Here is a 16,135-nt window from a genome sequence, read left to right as displayed (position 1 = left end):
GCCGAGACAGACCGGCCCGGGCGACCATGCGGCCGCGACGGCGGGCGGCTCGGGACGAGACGGACGCCGGCGCACCTGGGCCGCAGGAAGAACGGGACGGGCAGGCTCGGGGAGGACCGAAGGGACGACTAGGGCGCGCTCCCGCGCTCGCGCGGGATGGGCCATGCCACGCCTTTCGGCCTCACTCGAAATGCTATCACTTCGCCAGACTTGAAAGTACCTCGTCTCGATGCCATCATTTGTTATAATCTGCCATCACGCCGGAGGTCATCATGGCGAACATGACGGTTAGGAACCTGCCGGACGAGATACACGACCGCCTCCGGGCCCAAGCCAAGTCGAACAAGCGGAGCCTGGAAGCCGAAGTGCGCTCGATCCTCATGCAATCCGCCATAGCTTCGAGCGACGGTGGGTTCGGTCATCGCATCCGCGAACGCTACGGCCCCTACCTGGGCGACGACTTGTCGGTGGAAAGGGACCAGACGATGAGCCAGCCAGGCCTCTTCGATTGATTATTCTCGACACGAACGTGATCTCGGAGACGCAGAAGAAAGCGCCCGACGACGCCGTGATGGACTGGCTCGACGCGCAAGATCCCACGAACCTCTATCTCAGCACGATTACGGCGGCGGAGTTGGTCTTCGGGGTCCAGTCGATGCCCGAGGGCAAGCGGCGTGACGGTCTTGCAAAAGCCGTCGCAGGACTCCTCGAGGAAGACTTCGCGGGCCGTCTGCTGCCTTTCGATGATGTGGCGGCATGGGTCTACGGCGAGCGGATCGCGGCCGCGCGCAAGCGCGGCTACGCGATCTCGATGGCGGACGGCCAGATTGCGGCGATCGCGCTCTCGCATCCGGGAGCGATGGTCGCCACGCGCGACCGGACGCCCTTCGTGGCCCTGGGAGCGGATGTACTTGATCCGTGGGCGCTCGGCGGGCCGGGACGCCGGTAGGCGTCTGCCGGGTCGGGAGCCACGGGTGAAGGCCCCGCCGGTAGGCGGGGTCGTTGGCGTCACGCCGCCTTGTCCTCCTTCTTCTCGACGGTGACGTGGTAGCCGATCTCGAACTTGGCGATGAAAGGGATGCTGAGCGTCAGTCCGATCCGCAACTGACCCTTTCGGGTCAGGTCGCGGGCCAACCTATTGACGAACCGAGACAAGACGCGGCCGGTTTTGCGACAAAAAGCGATGAGTGTTTTCATAAGGCGCTCCTCCGAAAATGGCTGTTTGTGCGTAATCGCGAAGCCCGACTGCGGCCCGGGGCCGCCGGGCGCACCGCGAAGCGGTCGCAACGGAGCGCAGCGAAGTGGAGAACCCCTTGCGGGTTGCGCCCATGAAGGCGGCAACGGGCCGTATCGTGCGAAGCAATAGGATTACGCACAAACAGCCATTTTCCGAACGCCTGAAAACACGGTCCTTCGGTCGCAACGGACGCACCTGAAACCGTCAATAGGCTGGCTCTGCCCGGAGGGCAGGGTCGGGCTTACGCTCTGCATCCCGAGCCGGAACGGCCAGCGACTGCTCCAAGAGAACAAGGCGGCGTGACGCGGCCCGCTGAAAGCGGGCGTTCGCCCGTGGCGGGAACAGGGAGCGCGAGGGAAGGGGCTTTAGGGGCTTCCCTCGTAGTCGTCCTGCCCGGCCTCGACGGCCGGCGGGGCGACCCGGCACGAGGCGCGAGCTGGGAGCTGCCGCCCTATCCCCAAAATAGTCCACGGTTTTTGTGGATAAGAGGGGGCTATCTGCCCCCGCGCCCTTGGCGCCCCCCGAGGATATTTTCGGAAAGATGATGGGGCGACGGCGGCAAAGCCGCGGTGCTTGGGCGATAAAAGGGCGGCCGTGGACCTATTCGCTCAAACGCGCACACGCTGCTGGAGCCGCGCATACAGACGCACTGCCGGCTGATGTTCGAGTTCAACCACTACCGCGAAATTCTGGGCAACTTCTTGGGGCTCGGCCCAGCCGCCGGCGCAACGGACTACAAGAAAATATTCATCACCGTAGCCTGACGTGTCTTGGACAAAGGTCTTCGCTGCGGTTTGCAGCGTCTGCCCGTCCCGGCTGTTTGGACCGGGCTCGAGTCCGCACTTGAACCTGTTCGGAATATTGGGCGGATCCCCTTCGTCGGCCGTTCTCGAGCGGAAATGTGAGAATACTTCGGCGGAGGGGCAACCGCGCAGCAGCCGGAAGTTCATCTTCGTGCCGATGTACTCTGCGCGGGTCCGCCTGACAGGGGGATCGAACGCCAGAGACACGCGGATCGTGCGGCGACCGTTCCCCTGAAACTCCAGCGGCACCGGCACGCGATAAACCGCGAAATGGTTGATACTGAGGCGATCCTCCGCATACAGCACCACCCGGTGATCGTCGGAATAGGCGGCCCGCAACGTGTCTACCATCCCGTGGCCGCAGACGCGTGCTTGGTCCGCAGCATCCATACCTGCCAGGCGACGGGCGCATGCGTCGGGAACGCTGGATGCCCCCGCAAGAAGTGCCCGGATCAGGTTCGCAGAAGCTGTCGGGAACAGCCGAAGGAGCTCCGCGGCTTTGTTGGCGAGCAGCGGCGCAGCGTAGGAGGTGCCCATACCGCTTGTCAGAAGCTGCCTGGTGAATTCATGGTTCAGCGTGATGACGCCGGCTTCCGGAATGTGCGGTGCCGACTGCAGCCGGGCTGAGGGAGCGTCAAAAACCAGCGTTCCGCCAATGTCAGCGAAATCGGGTTTGCGGATACCGCCTGCGCCGGGTCCCGAGCGCGAGAAGGGAGACGGCTCGAGTGCCTGAGTGATCGGCCGGATATGGGCATCCCGTTCATGCCTTGCTCCGAGACCGGTCCCGTTGGCCAGTGCCCCCACCGTGATGACGTTACTGGCTCCGGCCGGTTCGCAGAGCCGGTTCGCAGCCTCGAGCAGATATGCCGGATATTCCGTGATGGCCTGCTCGACTGACGATCCGCCGCGCGGGGCACGATTGCCGGCTGATACGAATATCAGCACGTCGAGTTCGCGTGCCAGTTCATCGAGCGTTGCGGCCCAGGGGCCGACCCGTCTGGGTTCGTTACGTGCGCGGACATCTCCGAGCGAGATGACAAAAAGGCGGCAGTTATGGTCCCGGTGCAGCTGAGTAATTGCCTCACGCATCTGACGCGGGAGCGTCCGGCGCTCATAAAAGGCACCGTTGTCCTGCACCACTTTGGCGGAAACCAGCTGCCCGGCCGGTTGCAGCCTTCCGTCCCTCAGCCGGTCTCTCAGGTCGCCAAACAGAGCAACGCCACCGACCCGCGTGCCGTGGCCCCAAACATCGGCTGTCCCGAGTTCTGACGGGAACGCTCTTCGTTCCACGACGATCCCCTCAAGGAAGGGATGCTCGTTGAGACCGCTGTCCAGCACACCGATGACCGGAGCGCCGGCTTCCGGCGGCAGAATCTCCGGCGCGTCCTCGAGGGTCATCTGCACAAAGTCAGACGCTTCGAGGTCCGGCTCGGGCGGCAGATCAATGAATGCCACCTCGGGCACAGCCAGAAGCGGCCGTAGCACCCGTCCGGGAGCCCGTACCCGCATCATCGTAATCGACGGACCTATGTAGACATCGAAGACTTCCGCATCGCTGCCGGTGATGAAGTCCTCAATTTCCCTGGCCTTGCGCTCCCGCGCAAGCCGTCCGCCGAAGTCCCAGAGTTCCATATCGACCGTGTAAACCTCGTTGCTTACCAGGTCATCAGCTTCGCTGAACCCGGCTTCCCTGAGGCGAATGCCGAGCCGGTCGCGGGGCGTAAGTGTGCCGACATCCTCGATCCGCGTGACAAATCCTTCATAGCGTCTCCCCCGCTGGCCTTCCGGAACAGGCCCGTCATAGGCTTCGAGCCGCTGCAGAAACGCGGAGAGATCGCCTTCGGATGAGAACAGGACGATGTTGCGGTCTTCGTCGCTGGACAGAAGCGTCAGGCCGAGCGCCTCCCAGTCCTCTTCGAGCAGCATCCCCTGCATCTGCACCCGCAGGATCAGCGAAGGATCAACGAACTGAGGCGGCCGGCTTTCCTGCTGGATCCGGACGGCTTCATCAACTTGCCTGCGAACGCGGCCGCCATAACCGCCGCCGCGGGATGGTATCGGGCCGGGAAAGCCGGTTTTCCGTCGTTCCATCGTCTCCGGCAGCCGCAGAAGCGGCAGATGCTGATGACGCGGCACGGCTTACTCCCCGGCCTGCGCTTCCAGCTTCTGTTTGCGAGTCAGCCGTCGCCTCGCATCCCGCATCGCTTCACAGAAGTCCTTGTCCGAAACTGCCTTGTTGCCGCCGAGGACCGACAGCTTCATTGCCTGAACGCAGACCCGCTCGAGGTCTGCATAGGAATACCCCAGAAGCTGGCCGGCATAACCAGCCGGATCAAAGGACGCCCGGACATTGCGGAAAGCATGAACCAGGTATTTGCGCACCATCGCCGCGTCCGGCGCATCGAACCAGACGATTTCATCGAACCGCCGCCAAACGGCCGGATCGAGATGTCCGTCCAGATTGGTTGCCGCAATCAGAAAGCCGCCTGGCTGAATCTGTTCGATGAAGATCAGCAGGCTGTTGACCACACGGCGGAGTTCGCTGTGTTCACCGGCCTCCTCACGGGAGCGGGCAATCGCATCAAATTCATCGAAAAACAGCACGCAGGGCTGACGGCGGGCGAATTCAAACGTCTTGCGGATATTCGTCGCGGTCTCGCCCAGATAGGAGGAAATCAGACTGTCGAGCCGGACATGAAAGAAGGGAAGGCCGAGTTCATTGGCGAAGACTTCGGCACAGAGGGTCTTGCCGGTGCCCGGCGGACCGCAGAACAACAGCTTGGACCGCACCGGCAGCCCGTGACGCCTGATCCGGTCCGCCTGCCGGAATTCCCGGATCAGCCCGAGAAAGAGTTCAGTGTTCTCCGGAGAGAGCAAAATATCCTGAGGGCCGTGTGCCGGCTCTACCCGCTGGATGAAATCATTGGCCTCATCCGGGAAAGGAACCAGACGTGATAGTCCCCCGGACGGTCGCGCAGCCGCACCAATATTGTCCAGTGTCTTGCGCAGACTGCGGGCCAGTACGCGATTATTCTTCTTCTCCTCTTCGGAGATTATCTGCTCGACAACCGCGCGGAATTCTTCCTCATGGCCGTAACTGGCGAGCAGCTTTTTCATCAGCTCACCGCGTGCCATAATGCCCTCCTTTTCTGCGACTCTACTCTGAAAACAAAGCCCTGAACAGAAAAATGGGGACGAAAGCACGGGCCTAGTGCCGCATTTGTGGCCGAGTAGCAAAGATGCCGCATATCAGGCTACCCTTCGGGATGCAGCATAGCCCCGACCTTCGCCGGGATGCGGTTCGTGCTCGCCTTTGAGGCCGACATATTTTTTTGGCAGGCTTTTCACAGGATTTGCTTCCGGGCAGTCGTCGCGGAACGGCGGTTCGAGTTCCAACGCTCCCCCATGGTGCATGTTTCCGAGCAGTTGCTCCCTGATCGCGCGTGCCATCACTTCGGCCAGTACAGAAGGAACCGCGTTTCCGACCAGGCGCTGAATGTCGCCTCGGCTTCCTTTGAGGGTCACGCTATCGGGAAATGTCTGCAGGCGGCAGAGTTCACGTGATGATAATTTCCGGTTCTTCCAGTGGAAGGGTCCAGTCGCGGAGCCGGGCTGCGCCTGGATTGTCCAGGACGGCCTGTCCTTTGCCAGCTTGAGCAGGAAGTTCCAGTACCGCCTGCGCCAGCCGAACAGTGGTTCACCGCCCCCGCGTTCGGTATGCCAGAGATAATTCTGTCCTTCCGGAATCGTCGGGAGCAGATCGGCCCATTTGCCCGTCATCTTGAGGCCCGTCTCGTTCGGCCGCTCCGGGAGGTCGCCAAGTGCATCCCAGACGGAATGATGCCGCGCTATGCGTCCAGGGCCATGTGTCGGCTCCGGAAACTGAAACTCCCGGCCATCCCGGCTTCCGATCATCACGACCCGCTCGCGCATTTGCGGAGCTCCGTAGTCGGCCGCGTTCACGATCTGCCACGAGACCCGGTAGTCCGTGCCGTGAAGCTTGTTAATTGCCGCAACGCCATCGAGCACCCGCTCCAGGCCTTCCGATTTTCCCTTGAAGGCGAGACCCGGGACATTCTCGAGCAAAAAGGCTTTCGGCCGGGTGTCTCGCAGCACGCGCAGATAGGCGTCCAGTGTATCCGCCCGCGGATCGTCCAAGCGGCGGGCATCCCCCTTGGCCCAGTAACCCGATTTCGAGAAAGGCTGACACGGCGGCCCGCCGATCAGCACGTCAGCGCTGCCGGCTTCCAAGTCGGCAGCGCTGAGGATCGCATCTGATCCGAAGTCGTGAATGTCCCCCTCAAGGACGGGCCAGTCACGATTTGAGCGCAAGTTTGCGCAGCATGCCTTGCTCATCTCGACGGCAACCGCCGTTGCGAAGCCGGCAGCCTCAAAGCCGAAGTCGAGCCCCCCTGCGCCCGTATAAAGAGAAATTACCCGGTACATCTGCCCGCTTCTTGTTGCTATCAGTTGTCTCGTCCATACAATATATGGAAGACAAAACCAAGGTTAGGTCGCATATATTGTATCGTCAATACAAAAGAGGGCAGGCGTGATTATCATTCATCTCCGGCAGGCGCTTGACGCTTACGAAGCCCGGACCGGTGAGCGCCTGACGCATGAAGACTTGGCTGCGCGGACTGGCCTGTCCCGCGCGACACTTGACTCAATCGCTTCCCGGCGCGGGTACAACGCCAGCCTCAGGGCGGTGGACGCGATCTGCCGCGCACTGCGCTGCTCGCCCGGTGAACTCCTCGAGCTTACCGATGACGACATGCCGGAGGCGACATGAGCGGACGTGAGGATGTCCTGAAATGGCTGCGGGGTCTGTGTGATGCATACGAGCTGGCCCCGGTCGCAATCTTCCGGCGAAAAGGCGATCATGCCTGGCCGTTGAGCGCATCCGACGCGTCGGACCTCGAGCAGAAGCTTGAAGCCGGCGGGCATTTTCTTCCGCTCCCGAAAGAGTCAGCGGCGCTCGCCAACATTATGGAGGTGTCTCTGGTCGATTATCTGCTGGAAGCAGTATCAACCCTCAATGACGTAGAACTCCAGCGCGGTACTGAACGCGGCTATCCCGATCTCGAACTCTCGGGCAGCCGTTTCGGCGACCGGCCCTATGCGGTTGATGTGAAGGCTGCCCGCCGGAAGGTCGGAGCACGGGGGCGCGTGAACCCGCGCAAGACCCAGAGCCGCATCACGCTCTACACCGGTAACACCTACTTCAAGTACCCGCAGCTGCACTGGCCCAACACGTTCCGTCCCTTCCAGGACTATGAGGCGCACCTCGATATCATTGCTATCTACACGTTGGACGAGAGCCGCCCGTCCCGGATCGCGGACCTCGAGCTGATCGTGCAGGAATCGTGGAAGATCGGTTCGAGGCAGCGTTCTTCCACCACTCGCGAATATATCGGCGCGGTGGATGACATTCCGCGACTACGCGCCGGTGAAGGTGACTTTGACACAGAACAGGCATTCTACAAATTCTGGCGCAACTACCCCTTCAAGATTGGGGTGTCCGTGGCCAAGCAATTGGAGAAGCTCCTGCATCAGCGAAATCGTGATTGAGGCTAGACTTGTCTGTCCAATCTCACATTTCCGTATTTCTTTCGGATGCAGCACAGGCCGGGCGCCTTGCCGCAGTCGGGGCAGCGCGCGGCTAGAACAGGGTGACGGTGGGCGCGAAAATCAGGCATCGAGTTGATCCTCCTTCGGATGGGGCAGGGCGCTCGCGCGCCCTGCCTGTCGATCTCAGGCCATGCCCTCTGGCAGCCACTTGGCGATCCGCTCGGCCTGCGCCTCGGTCACGCTGAACGCCTCGCGCGTCTCGGCATCGGTAAAGAGCTTTTCGAGCCGGTCGGCCTTCTCGCCCTTTTTCAGCTTCGCGAAGCTGGTCGCGGTCGGGTGATCTTCGGAAAGGTCCAGAAGCTCGAACCACAGGGCATTGAGGTAGGGACCGCCCACGCGGCTGAAAAAGTTGGCAGCGGTCGGGGTCCAGACTTCGCGAATGTCGGTCCCGGCCTCCTTATCGACCAGCGCGCCCAGCTTCTCGTCACCCACACTGATGAGGGCGGCAAGGTGGCGGGTCAGTTCGGCCATGACATGATCATGCCCCCGCTTGCGGAAGGCCCGAAAGCCTTTGGCGAGGTCCGAATTGAACGGATCGGAGGGCCGGTCGGCGGGCGTCGTCAGCCGCTTGTCGAGCGTGTAGCCCTCGGCCTCGGTGGTCGGAAAGTTCGGCACTTCATCTTCGCGGAGTCCAAGGGCGCGGCGATACCCCATCTTGCCGGTCATCTGGTAGGCCAGAAGGGACAGGATCAGCTCAGGATCGCAGAGCATGGCGTCCTGCCGTGCGCCGGTTGCCACGCGAACAAGATCGTCGGCCAGCTTTGCGGAAATGGGCGATTTCGGTGCATCGTCGCCGGTCGTATGGCGGGACGGCTGGATCAACCCGGCTTCAATAGCCGCTGCCTTGTCCTCCTTGCGCACAAGCCCCTCAGTAGTGCGAAGTTCGCCGCGTTGATCGACGTAAACGATCACGCCAGAATGTGCCTTCTGCTCGTCGGTGAACGTGCCTTCGAGGATGCCGTGAAGCTCCAAGAGTTCGGCGTCTGCGGCCTCGTCCGTCGCATCGCGGGTTGAAAGCTCGGCCAGCTCGTCATAACGCTCCGACTGCTCGGGCGTCAAAACCCCTTCTTCTCGGTAGAGGCGGGCCATTTTGGCGTCCTCGATCTGGAAATAGCCAATATAGGGGTCGGCGGTTGCCTCGGCCCACTTCCAGCCATCAGCAGTGCGCTCCTGCGCGGCCTCGTCCAGCTTCGCGGTGAAAACCGCGTCCAGAATGTCGGGATCATCCAGAAGCGTTTCGTCCGCAAATAGGTCGCCGCTGATCCGGCCTTCCTCGGCCTTGTAGGCGTCCAGCCCCACGAAAATCACGCGGCGGTCGGTATCGCGGATGCTCTCAGGCTTGAGGGCCTTCTTGATCTGATAGTCGCTGAGGTTCCGGCCCCGGCACTCGTCTAGCACTTCGAGGGTGCGGGCCTCGTCGGTGCTGATCGTAAAGCAAGCGGCCATGCTAAGACTGATCTCATTCGCGGCGAGTGCGTCGATCACGGCGTCGGGCAAGCCTGCCAGCGCGAGCCGCCGGTAGACGTGCTTTTCCGTCACCGCGAAGGCGCGGGCGATCACGGCGGGCGTGGCCCCGCCCTGCTCCATCTTGCCATAGGCGCGGATTTCGTCGGCGGGATGCAGGTTGCGCCGGGCGGCGTTCTCGGCAACCGCCCACGCCTGCGCGGTCGTCTGGTCGGGGGCGATCTTCACCGTTGGGTGCGTCAGGTCCGGGTTCTTCGCCCCGCTCTCGGGATAGTGCTGCGCGAGGTATTGCAGGGCGCGGAGCCTCCGGCCCCCGGCGACGATTTGGACGCCGCCTTGGCCGTCCTCGATCCCGGCCATGTTCTGAATGAGACCCGCCGTTCTGATGCTCTCGGCCAGTTCCGCAACCTCGTCCTCGGGGATGTGCTGGCGCGGGTTCATGGGCGAAAGGCTGAGGCTATTGAGTGCGAAGCGGCCTGCGGTTGCGTCGATGGTCTGGTGCTTGGTCATCTGTCTTTTCCTTCGTGGTGATCCCCGTTCCGTCTTGGCGCCGAAAATCGAGGCTGGGTTTCTGGCGAGGACCGCGAAGCGGCCCTCTCCTGAAAGCCTGCCTCCCGGCGAGGGCAGGAGGGGGGCCCACGCAAGGTTGCCGACAAGGAAGGGGGGAGGGGGATCACCCGGCGACGCAGCCCGGAGCGCAGCGGAGGGACCGTCGTTGGGGACACCCCCCTGACGCCGCTCGGTGGCCTTGCATGGGGGAACCGGCGGTTCCCTGATCGGACAGGGCGCGCTCGCGCGACCTGGCCCAAGGATGCGGGCGGCGTTCGGCTTGTCCGAACCCCCCGCCTGACGTGATCCCCGCGCTCGCGCGGGGATCTCCGAACCCGCACAAGCGACCGTCACCCGAATGGGCCGAGACAGACCGGCGCCGGCGCACCTGGGCCGCAGGGAGAACGGGACGGGCAGGTTCGGGGAGGACCGAAGGGACGACTAGGGCGCGGTCCCGGCCGTTCGTGTCCTCGAGCGAACGCACGAGGTCACGAACGGATGGGATGGGCGAGAAGCGCGCGTCTTATCTCAGTCGTCGTAGTGCGGCCCGTCCACCGTGACGTTGGACAGGTCAATCCCGTCCTGCATCAAGACAAGAGAGAAGCGTTTGAAAAACGAGAAGAATTTCGGGCCGGTCATCTCAATATCGACGGCTCGAACAACCTTGTCAGGATCGTCGAAGCTCCCTTTTTGCAGGTAGACCAAGACGCTGGGCTCATATTCATTGCCGTGATTGCCATTGAAGGAAATGCGATACCCAATGACCCTCTCGTCGTCTGCGGCCAGACCCTCACCAACGAGATATTGAGCCATGCTCTCGGTATCGGACCTATCTGCGGCGACAGTCCCTTTAAGATCGTTATACTGAACAGAGGCGACGAAATCGGACATAGCTAACTCCCGGCAGTCGAAAAAATTTACCCAACATAGCTATCTCATCGAGCCGCAAGTTCACGCAAGGCTTGCACCTGGAAAGCTCTATCTCGCCCTCGATGCTCGCTTTATGACGCAGTATGAGGTCAATATTGTTATATTGAACGGGGGTAGAGTTGAGGCGCAGAAACCTTTTCGGTCTCCGGAGGCATAGCAAGGCGCCGGGCGCGATTGTGTTCGTGGCAGCTCTTGTGGTGTTGGCCGGGCTCGCGCCCGGCGGGCTTGAGTTGATCCGGTGGAATGACCAGCTCGGCAGATGGTTCGATAGGTTTGAAAGCGACCGTGAGCCGGCGACGACCGCAACGCTGTCGGGTCGTGCAAAGGTGGTAGATGGAGATACGCTGCGGGTCGATGACGAGCGGGTTCGCCTCTTCGGCATAGACGCCCCGGAATCTGACCAGAGCTGCGCGCGGCCAGACGGCACGGCCTGGCAGTGTGGTCAGGCGGCGACGCAAGCCTTAGAAGCGATGATCGTTGCCGGGCAGGTCGATTGCGAGGTGCGTGACGTGGATCGCTACGGCCGGTCGGTTGCGATTTGCCAATCGGGCAGTGTGGAGCTGAACCGTGAGATGGTGGCGCAGGGCCTCGCGGTTGCCTACCGCGAATACTCGCGGCGCTATGTCGGAGACGAACGGGCCGCGCGTGAGATCGACCGCGGCATTTGGGCTACGGAGTTCGTCATGCCGCAGGAGTGGCGGAGCCGCTGAACGGCAACAAGACGCGATGCAAGCCGCGCACCTGGCGCGGCTTTCCGCTGTGAATCTGCCCGAGCTTTCCAGCGCGAGGCGTCAGCCTCGCGCCATGCAGGCGACGAGCTGGACGCGCCCCCATAGAGCGAAGGTAAGCGAGAAGTCCTGTGGGAAGGTCGGGCCAACGGCCCGGCCCCAAGGCCGGGCACCGCTCGATTTCTGGTTTTCACAAAGAGTCCATATCCTTCTCAGGACACTCGAAAACAAGAAAGGATCGAGCATGACCGAAACCAACAACATTGGCGCGCACAACCCGGTGGCCGACGGCTATCGCAGGGGAATGAGCGACTTCGCCCTCGCTCTCACGGGACTGGCTGCGGCCTATGTCATTGCGATGAAGGCCGGGGTCTACGGCGCGATGATGGGATCATGGGGCTTCACCGCGTGGTGCGTGATGGTGCTGTTCGCTCTTGCCGTCGGGACTTTCGCCGCAATGGGCTTGGTCCTGGCTTTGAGCCACATCGTTTCCGACAGGACTCAGAAGGTCTTCATCTGCCTGATCGCCTTCTCGTCGGTCTTTTTCATCCCCGGCACCATCCTGGAATCCTTGCACAAGCTGGAAACGACGCGCGCCGAGATCAGCGAGCTTGAGGCCCCCGGCGAAAGCTCGGTCGGGACTTAGATCGGCACGAAAAAAGGCCCCCTGCCGGAGCAAGGGGGCCGAAGTGCCTCTTCACCACGAAGAGATCGGGAGAATGCATCAAGGTAAGGTTCGAAACAACGGCCAGCCTTTCCGAAACACTACTTGGCGCCAGACAATATTACAATGTTCATCATGGGGCTGTCTGCCCCCAAAGCGCTACTGCGCTTTTCCCCGAGGATATTTCGGGAAAGATGATGGGGTTGATCCGGCGCAACGTTGCAGTATTGTCAAAGGTGCGGAACAGGCGGGGACGCCGATGGCCGCGAAAGGTGATAGCACCGGGCCGGGACCGCGAGGTTCCGGCCTTTTAGCGTCGTCACCGTTTCTCTCGTTTAGCCACCGTTGCGGCGAGTGTTGCGGTTCGGTCGATCAAGCCTGCTATCTGGCCGTTGAGCTGATGGGTGAAAGCTGAGGTCAAAGCGATGGGGGCTTTGCCGCGCTGGATCATCGGGACGAGATTGAACACCTGGTCTTTGTCGTTCAGCTCGGGGTGAAACCAGAATGGCTTGTGAGCCATAGAGTTGCGAATGGTGCGGAGCGCGTTGAGGTCCCCCTTAAGCGCCTTCACTTCATCATCGGATAGAAAATGTGGGGCAATAAGCATTGCGACGTTTATGCGACGCTCGAAAGAGAGCGGCGTCAGCAGCCCCTCATCAAACGCGGACTGTACGTCGTCCCGCTCTAGCCGGTCCCCGAGCATGAAATAAACGATGGCAGCGCTCAGATGGCGCTCGACGGTAAAGGCTCCACCCAGAACACCACCGCGAACCTGTCGCACCCATTCATAGATGGACTTCGAACGGGCCTCTATATCGAACCCTTCTGCGGCTGGTCGCGGGCCGCCATTGCCCCAGTTGGTTGCACCATCTTCAATCATGCTCATCCGATCTATCCTAGGGCTATGTGCCGGGTTTAGCGTGGCATCTTGTCGACAACCCGATGAGCCCGCCGACAAGATTCAGCGATCCCTCTCGATGCTTCGCGATCATGCCGCGCAGATACCCTCCGGGCGATTTGATTTGCGGTCGGGGGCCGCTGGTCTTCGCGTCGATGATGAGGACCGCGAGAGTGGCCGCGCCACCTTGTAGTTCGTCTCTCGCTTTGGCCCAGGCGCTCGGACTGATCCCAAGCTCTGGTACTCGCATTTCTGCGGCGACCTCGAAAGCGCGGAGGTCGAAGGGATAGCCTGCCCCTACTCGGCCGTCGATGTAGAGCTGCATTTCTTCGGAGCATAGCCGGTAGAGTTGCTGCGGGCTGAGCTTGGCGAGATATTCGGTGTTGCGCTCGATCGCTCCCCGCCGATCCTCTTTTTCATAGCAGGATGTGCCGCCGGCAGGCGGTGCATCTACTGAATTCGAGTGCGCGGGTTTGCCCGCGCTCCGTATGATCGCGTGAGCGTTACAAGTTACAAGATTGGGATCTTGGCTTGTATCTTGTATATAGGACCGCTCGTTTTCGACCGGTCCACCGCTCGATTCTGGCGCGTTGGAGAGAAGATCGTAGGCACTTGTGCACAGCTTGTCAGCCTCTTCGACATGGGCTTCGAGATCAGCCAGCGGGAGCCGATGAAGCGCGTCTGCGTCCGGCCAGCTCTGATAGGCGTCGATGATCGCCTGAACCTCGGCCGTGACGCCTAGAGCGTCGATCAGGTCGGACAGCGCCGCCTTGATGTGGCGCTTGTGGACGCTGCGCAGGCCCCGGAGGGTCGTGTGGGCGCGGCGCTCGGCTTCGAGCTGGTCGCGCATGGCTAGGAAGTCGTGAGCGCGGGCAATGGCGCGTGTGAAGTAGACGCCGCATCCGGCGAAGCCGGAGCGGGCACCGTTCGCCATAGTGCGGCGCTCGATGAGTCCTGCGGCCTCAAGCTCCCGCTCATGGGCGCGAATGCGCGAGGGATTCACCATGCGCTTGTGCGCGATCTCGCATTGACTGGCGTAGCAACACGGCTCTTGAGAGCCGCCCTTGAAGGCGCTCGGCTTGGTCATGGCGATCATGGTGCGAAACGTGCTGAGCGCCGCGTTCCCGACCCCGAGAAGCGGGGCGATGGTATCGACCAGGGCGACGAAGCCGTCGCGCTCCATGCCGGTCGGAAGGATAGGTTGTCGAGGCTCTGACGGAGCCACGGAATATAGGTGTGCTGCCTGCATTGGTTCGGTTCTCGCTGCTGTTGGAGCGAGGCGGCGACAGACAAAGCGGGGTGGTTCGCACGAGTGCGTTTTTCGCTTGCCTGCGATGTAGGGGAGCTGGTAGAACCGAACCTGACAGATAGGTTAGCTGGGTTTGCCGACCCTGGCTCTATAGCCCCCCCGTGATGGTTGCCGCCGTCGCGGGGGCTTTACTTTGTGCTGGTGTTACTGCTCCTTTGCCTGCGACTCTCTGGCCGCACTATTATGTGATAAGGCATACAGGGTTTCGTGGGGTGTCGCAATTCTAGGGTTGCACGCCCGGCATGGGCACAAAGCCTAGTAATTCACCTGCTCGAAGCCGTAGTTGCCTTGGTAATCGCGCCAATCCACGAAGACCGCGCGGACGAAAACGGTCGGGCAGTTGTCTCCCCACCGTTCATCACCGACGAAGGCATCCGGTAGGTCGCTGGGATCGGCGCCGTGCCATGAGAATGATCCCTGCTCGCCATAGGTGCCCAAGCGGACGCTCTCGTACCTGCGGCAATACTCGTCTCCATCCCGACCGGCTTCGCGCTGACGCATATGTTCAACGCTGTAGACGCGGATCGAGCGCACGTAGTCGAAAGTCGGGTCGCTGATGTCGATGTCGGCGCGGCCGCTGCCATCCGTGTAGTCCTGGACGAATTGCAGAAGATCGGTGGGCTCGAAGTCATCACCGCCCAAGTTGCGCAAGACCGCCGGGACAGCCTCGGGTGCGCCGGAGTCGGCTGGGAGAGGCTGCGGATCGGTTCCCGCGTCGATCACGGGGTTATCCAGCCACGGGCTCTGTGCGGGGGCGCTCTGCAACTGGACGCCGCCCCCCATTGGACAGCGCCAGATTTGAAGTGGCGGCTCGACCGGCCACGGCGTAATCCGCCGGATGAACTCAGCCTTGGCGGCGGCGCAAGGCGCTGAGGCCGGCCAGCCGTGAGATAGGCAAAGCAGGATCGCGCAATCGATCGGGTAAGACTGAGCCCGAGCGGGCGGCGCCGCGACGGCGGCAACGCCTGCTGCGGCGGCGAGGGTTGTTGTCCTGAGTGTAGACAGCATGGAGCGGGCCTCCTCTGAAGGGTCAGGAAATACCTGCCACAATATTGTTAGTTTGTCATCCTTAGATGAGCAAGCTGGGGCAATTCGATGAGTCGGGCGGCGCCACGGGTGGCCCATTCAGACAAATGACTATATGGTCCAAACGCGAGGCCAGTGTGTGAAGGGCCTGACGAGGGTTCTCCGCAAGGGGGTTCAAATGGGCCACAAGATTGCCATTTATGCGCGGGTCTCGACGCCGGAGCAAAACGGCGAGCGCCAGTTGCGCGAGCTGCGGGCTTTTGCAGAGCGGGCAGGCTACGAGATCGTCGCGGAAGAGTGCGAGACAGCCAGTGGACGGCGGGACAGTCGGCCCGGTCGTGCGCGGCTTCTGGCGATGGCAAAGCGGCGCGAAGTGGATGCAATCGCGGTCGTGGAATTGTCGCGATGGGGGCGTTCGACCTCGGACCTTCTCTCAACACTGAGCGAGCTGGAAGCGAAGAAGGTTTCGCTTCTGACGTTGAACGGTCTTGAGTTGGACGTGTCGTCTCCGATGGGAAAGATGATCTCGACCTTCCTCGCGGGCGTGGCGGAGTTTGAGACGGCACTACTCTCTGAGCGTGTCAAATCGGGGCTGGAAGCCGCTCGGGCCAAAGGAAAAACCTTGGGGCGGCAGGAAGGCGATGCGCCGGTCGTGCGGCGGCACGGTCGGAAAATCCGGGCGTTGGCGGCCGAGGGCCGCAGTCAAAGATGGATTGCCAAGGAGCTACAGATCAGCCGAACCACGGTTGCCAAGGCGATCCACGAAGGCTCCGGCGACAGCTAGTCCCTGACAATCTCGATGAACCGCTGATACTGCTCTGTGACCTCTTGGGCCTCGCGGAAGGCGCGCGCGCGCTCCTGATCCAGACAGCCGATGTAATCCGAGACTTCGGACA

Annotated in this window: 16 protein-coding genes; 7 read left to right on the top strand and 9 right to left on the bottom strand. The window is 61.9% G+C overall.

All coding sequences use genetic code 11. The features are described 5' to 3' along the window. Positions 1-272 precede the first annotated feature (272 nt). Both RM543_RS18330 and RM543_RS18325 read left to right on the top strand, forming a co-directional pair. Positions 273-512 carry a FitA-like ribbon-helix-helix domain-containing protein gene (locus RM543_RS18330; protein ID WP_311694298.1) on the top strand — a complete coding sequence of 80 codons (240 nt, stop codon included), beginning with the start codon at positions 273-275 and terminating at the stop codon, positions 510-512. Further along, positions 509-949, top strand: a complete 441-nt coding sequence (locus RM543_RS18325; RefSeq protein WP_311694296.1) for a type II toxin-antitoxin system VapC family toxin — start codon at positions 509-511, stop codon at positions 947-949. Before RM543_RS18330 ends, RM543_RS18325 begins: the two co-directional genes overlap by 4 nt. Before the next feature lie 59 nt (positions 950-1,008). Here RM543_RS18325 and RM543_RS18320 read toward each other — a convergent pair whose 3' ends face one another. From RM543_RS18320 to RM543_RS18305, 4 genes are all read right to left on the bottom strand, one after another. Continuing rightward, positions 1,009-1,197, bottom strand: coding sequence for a hypothetical protein (locus RM543_RS18320; RefSeq protein WP_037267465.1), 189 nt, complete (start codon positions 1,195-1,197; stop codon positions 1,009-1,011). A gap of 648 nt (positions 1,198-1,845) precedes the next feature. Further along, positions 1,846-4,176 carry a S8 family peptidase gene (locus RM543_RS18315; RefSeq protein WP_311694291.1) on the bottom strand — a complete coding sequence of 777 codons (2,331 nt, stop codon included), beginning with the start codon at positions 4,174-4,176 and terminating at the stop codon, positions 1,846-1,848. A 3-nt stretch (positions 4,177-4,179) separates the two neighbouring features. Next, positions 4,180-5,175 (bottom strand): AAA family ATPase, encoded by a 996-nt coding sequence (locus RM543_RS18310; RefSeq protein WP_311694289.1) that lies wholly within the window; start codon positions 5,173-5,175, stop codon positions 4,180-4,182. 114 nt (positions 5,176-5,289) lie between these two features. Beyond that, positions 5,290-6,486 (bottom strand): DNA cytosine methyltransferase, encoded by a 1,197-nt coding sequence (locus tag RM543_RS18305; RefSeq protein WP_311694287.1) that lies wholly within the window; start codon positions 6,484-6,486, stop codon positions 5,290-5,292. Positions 6,487-6,592: 106 nt separating this feature from the next. Here RM543_RS18305 and RM543_RS18300 point away from each other — a divergent pair, with 106 nt between their 5' ends. Both RM543_RS18300 and RM543_RS18295 read left to right on the top strand, forming a co-directional pair. Continuing rightward, on the top strand, positions 6,593-6,832 hold the full coding sequence (locus RM543_RS18300) for a helix-turn-helix domain-containing protein (protein ID WP_311694285.1): 240 nt from the start codon (positions 6,593-6,595) through the stop codon (positions 6,830-6,832). Continuing rightward, positions 6,829-7,611 (top strand): type II restriction endonuclease, encoded by a 783-nt coding sequence (locus tag RM543_RS18295; protein ID WP_107978145.1) that lies wholly within the window; start codon positions 6,829-6,831, stop codon positions 7,609-7,611. The genes RM543_RS18300 and RM543_RS18295 overlap by 4 nt, the downstream gene beginning before the upstream one ends. A gap of 183 nt (positions 7,612-7,794) precedes the next feature. On the opposite strand, the gene RM543_RS18290 is transcribed toward RM543_RS18295, so the two are convergent. Then, complete coding sequence (locus tag RM543_RS18290) at positions 7,795-9,645, bottom strand: ParB/RepB/Spo0J family partition protein (RefSeq protein WP_311694281.1); 1,851 nt, start codon at positions 9,643-9,645, stop codon at positions 7,795-7,797. Positions 9,646-10,212: 567 nt separating this feature from the next. Beyond that, the gene (locus tag RM543_RS18285; RefSeq protein ID WP_311694279.1) at positions 10,213-10,575 is read right to left on the bottom strand and encodes a hypothetical protein; all 363 of its coding nucleotides are present in this window, start codon (positions 10,573-10,575) and stop codon (positions 10,213-10,215) included. A 215-nt stretch (positions 10,576-10,790) separates the two neighbouring features. On the opposite strand from RM543_RS18285, the gene RM543_RS18280 reads away from it, so the two are divergent. Together RM543_RS18280 and RM543_RS18275 are read left to right on the top strand one after the other, a co-directional pair. Continuing rightward, positions 10,791-11,324: a thermonuclease family protein gene (locus RM543_RS18280; RefSeq protein ID WP_311694278.1), complete on the top strand. Its 534-nt coding sequence runs from the start codon at positions 10,791-10,793 to the stop codon at positions 11,322-11,324. Positions 11,325-11,586: 262 nt separating this feature from the next. Next, entirely contained in the window at positions 11,587-11,988 is a 402-nt protein-coding gene (locus RM543_RS18275; RefSeq protein WP_311694276.1) for a hypothetical protein, read from the top strand. A 337-nt stretch (positions 11,989-12,325) separates the two neighbouring features. On the opposite strand, the gene RM543_RS18270 is transcribed toward RM543_RS18275, so the two are convergent. The 3 genes from RM543_RS18270 to RM543_RS18260 all read right to left on the bottom strand — a co-directional run bounded on the left by RM543_RS18270 (position 12,326) and on the right by RM543_RS18260 (position 15,221). Further along, positions 12,326-12,892 carry a hypothetical protein gene (locus RM543_RS18270; RefSeq protein ID WP_311694275.1) on the bottom strand — a complete coding sequence of 189 codons (567 nt, stop codon included), beginning with the start codon at positions 12,890-12,892 and terminating at the stop codon, positions 12,326-12,328. Between the two features lie 16 nt (positions 12,893-12,908). Then, entirely contained in the window at positions 12,909-14,087 is a 1,179-nt protein-coding gene (repC, locus tag RM543_RS18265; RefSeq protein ID WP_311694273.1) for a replication initiation protein RepC, read from the bottom strand. 381 nt (positions 14,088-14,468) lie between these two features. Then, positions 14,469-15,221, bottom strand: a complete 753-nt coding sequence (locus RM543_RS18260; protein WP_311694272.1) for a hypothetical protein — start codon at positions 15,219-15,221, stop codon at positions 14,469-14,471. Between the two features lie 196 nt (positions 15,222-15,417). On the opposite strand from RM543_RS18260, the gene RM543_RS18255 reads away from it, so the two are divergent. Beyond that, positions 15,418-16,023, top strand: a complete 606-nt coding sequence (locus RM543_RS18255; protein WP_108896030.1) for a recombinase family protein — start codon at positions 15,418-15,420, stop codon at positions 16,021-16,023. The last annotated feature ends 112 nt before the right edge of the window (positions 16,024-16,135 follow it).

The sequence above is a fragment of the Tropicimonas omnivorans genome (assembly GCF_031846565.1).
Classification (GTDB): Bacteria; Pseudomonadota; Alphaproteobacteria; order Rhodobacterales; family Rhodobacteraceae; genus Tropicimonas_B; species Tropicimonas_B omnivorans.
Note: the sequence above shows the minus strand (reverse complement) of the source record. Positions and strands in the feature narration are given on the sequence as shown.

What these genes read in the sequence shown, in the direction of transcription:
- RM543_RS18275 (WP_311694276.1), top strand. Translation starts at nt 11,587, where the DNA reads ATGACCGAAACCAACAACATTGGCGCGCACAACCCGGTGGCCGACGGC.
- RM543_RS18295 (WP_107978145.1), top strand. Translation starts at nt 6,829, where the DNA reads ATGAGCGGACGTGAGGATGTCCTGAAATGGCTGCGGGGTCTGTGTGAT.
- repC (WP_311694273.1), bottom strand. Translation starts at nt 14,087, where the DNA reads ATGGAGCGCGACGGCTTCGTCGCCCTGGTCGATACCATCGCCCCGCTT.
- RM543_RS18255 (WP_108896030.1), top strand. Translation starts at nt 15,418, where the DNA reads ATGGGCCACAAGATTGCCATTTATGCGCGGGTCTCGACGCCGGAGCAA.
- RM543_RS18285 (WP_311694279.1), bottom strand. Translation starts at nt 10,575, where the DNA reads ATGTCCGATTTCGTCGCCTCTGTTCAGTATAACGATCTTAAAGGGACT.
- RM543_RS18260 (WP_311694272.1), bottom strand. Translation starts at nt 15,221, where the DNA reads ATGCTGTCTACACTCAGGACAACAACCCTCGCCGCCGCAGCAGGCGTT.
- RM543_RS18320 (WP_037267465.1), bottom strand. Translation starts at nt 1,197, where the DNA reads ATGAAAACACTCATCGCTTTTTGTCGCAAAACCGGCCGCGTCTTGTCT.
- RM543_RS18310 (WP_311694289.1), bottom strand. Translation starts at nt 5,175, where the DNA reads ATGGCACGCGGTGAGCTGATGAAAAAGCTGCTCGCCAGTTACGGCCAT.
- RM543_RS18290 (WP_311694281.1), bottom strand. Translation starts at nt 9,645, where the DNA reads ATGACCAAGCACCAGACCATCGACGCAACCGCAGGCCGCTTCGCACTC.
- RM543_RS18270 (WP_311694275.1), bottom strand. Translation starts at nt 12,892, where the DNA reads ATGAGCATGATTGAAGATGGTGCAACCAACTGGGGCAATGGCGGCCCG.
- RM543_RS18305 (WP_311694287.1), bottom strand. Translation starts at nt 6,486, where the DNA reads ATGTACCGGGTAATTTCTCTTTATACGGGCGCAGGGGGGCTCGACTTC.
- RM543_RS18330 (WP_311694298.1), top strand. Translation starts at nt 273, where the DNA reads ATGGCGAACATGACGGTTAGGAACCTGCCGGACGAGATACACGACCGC.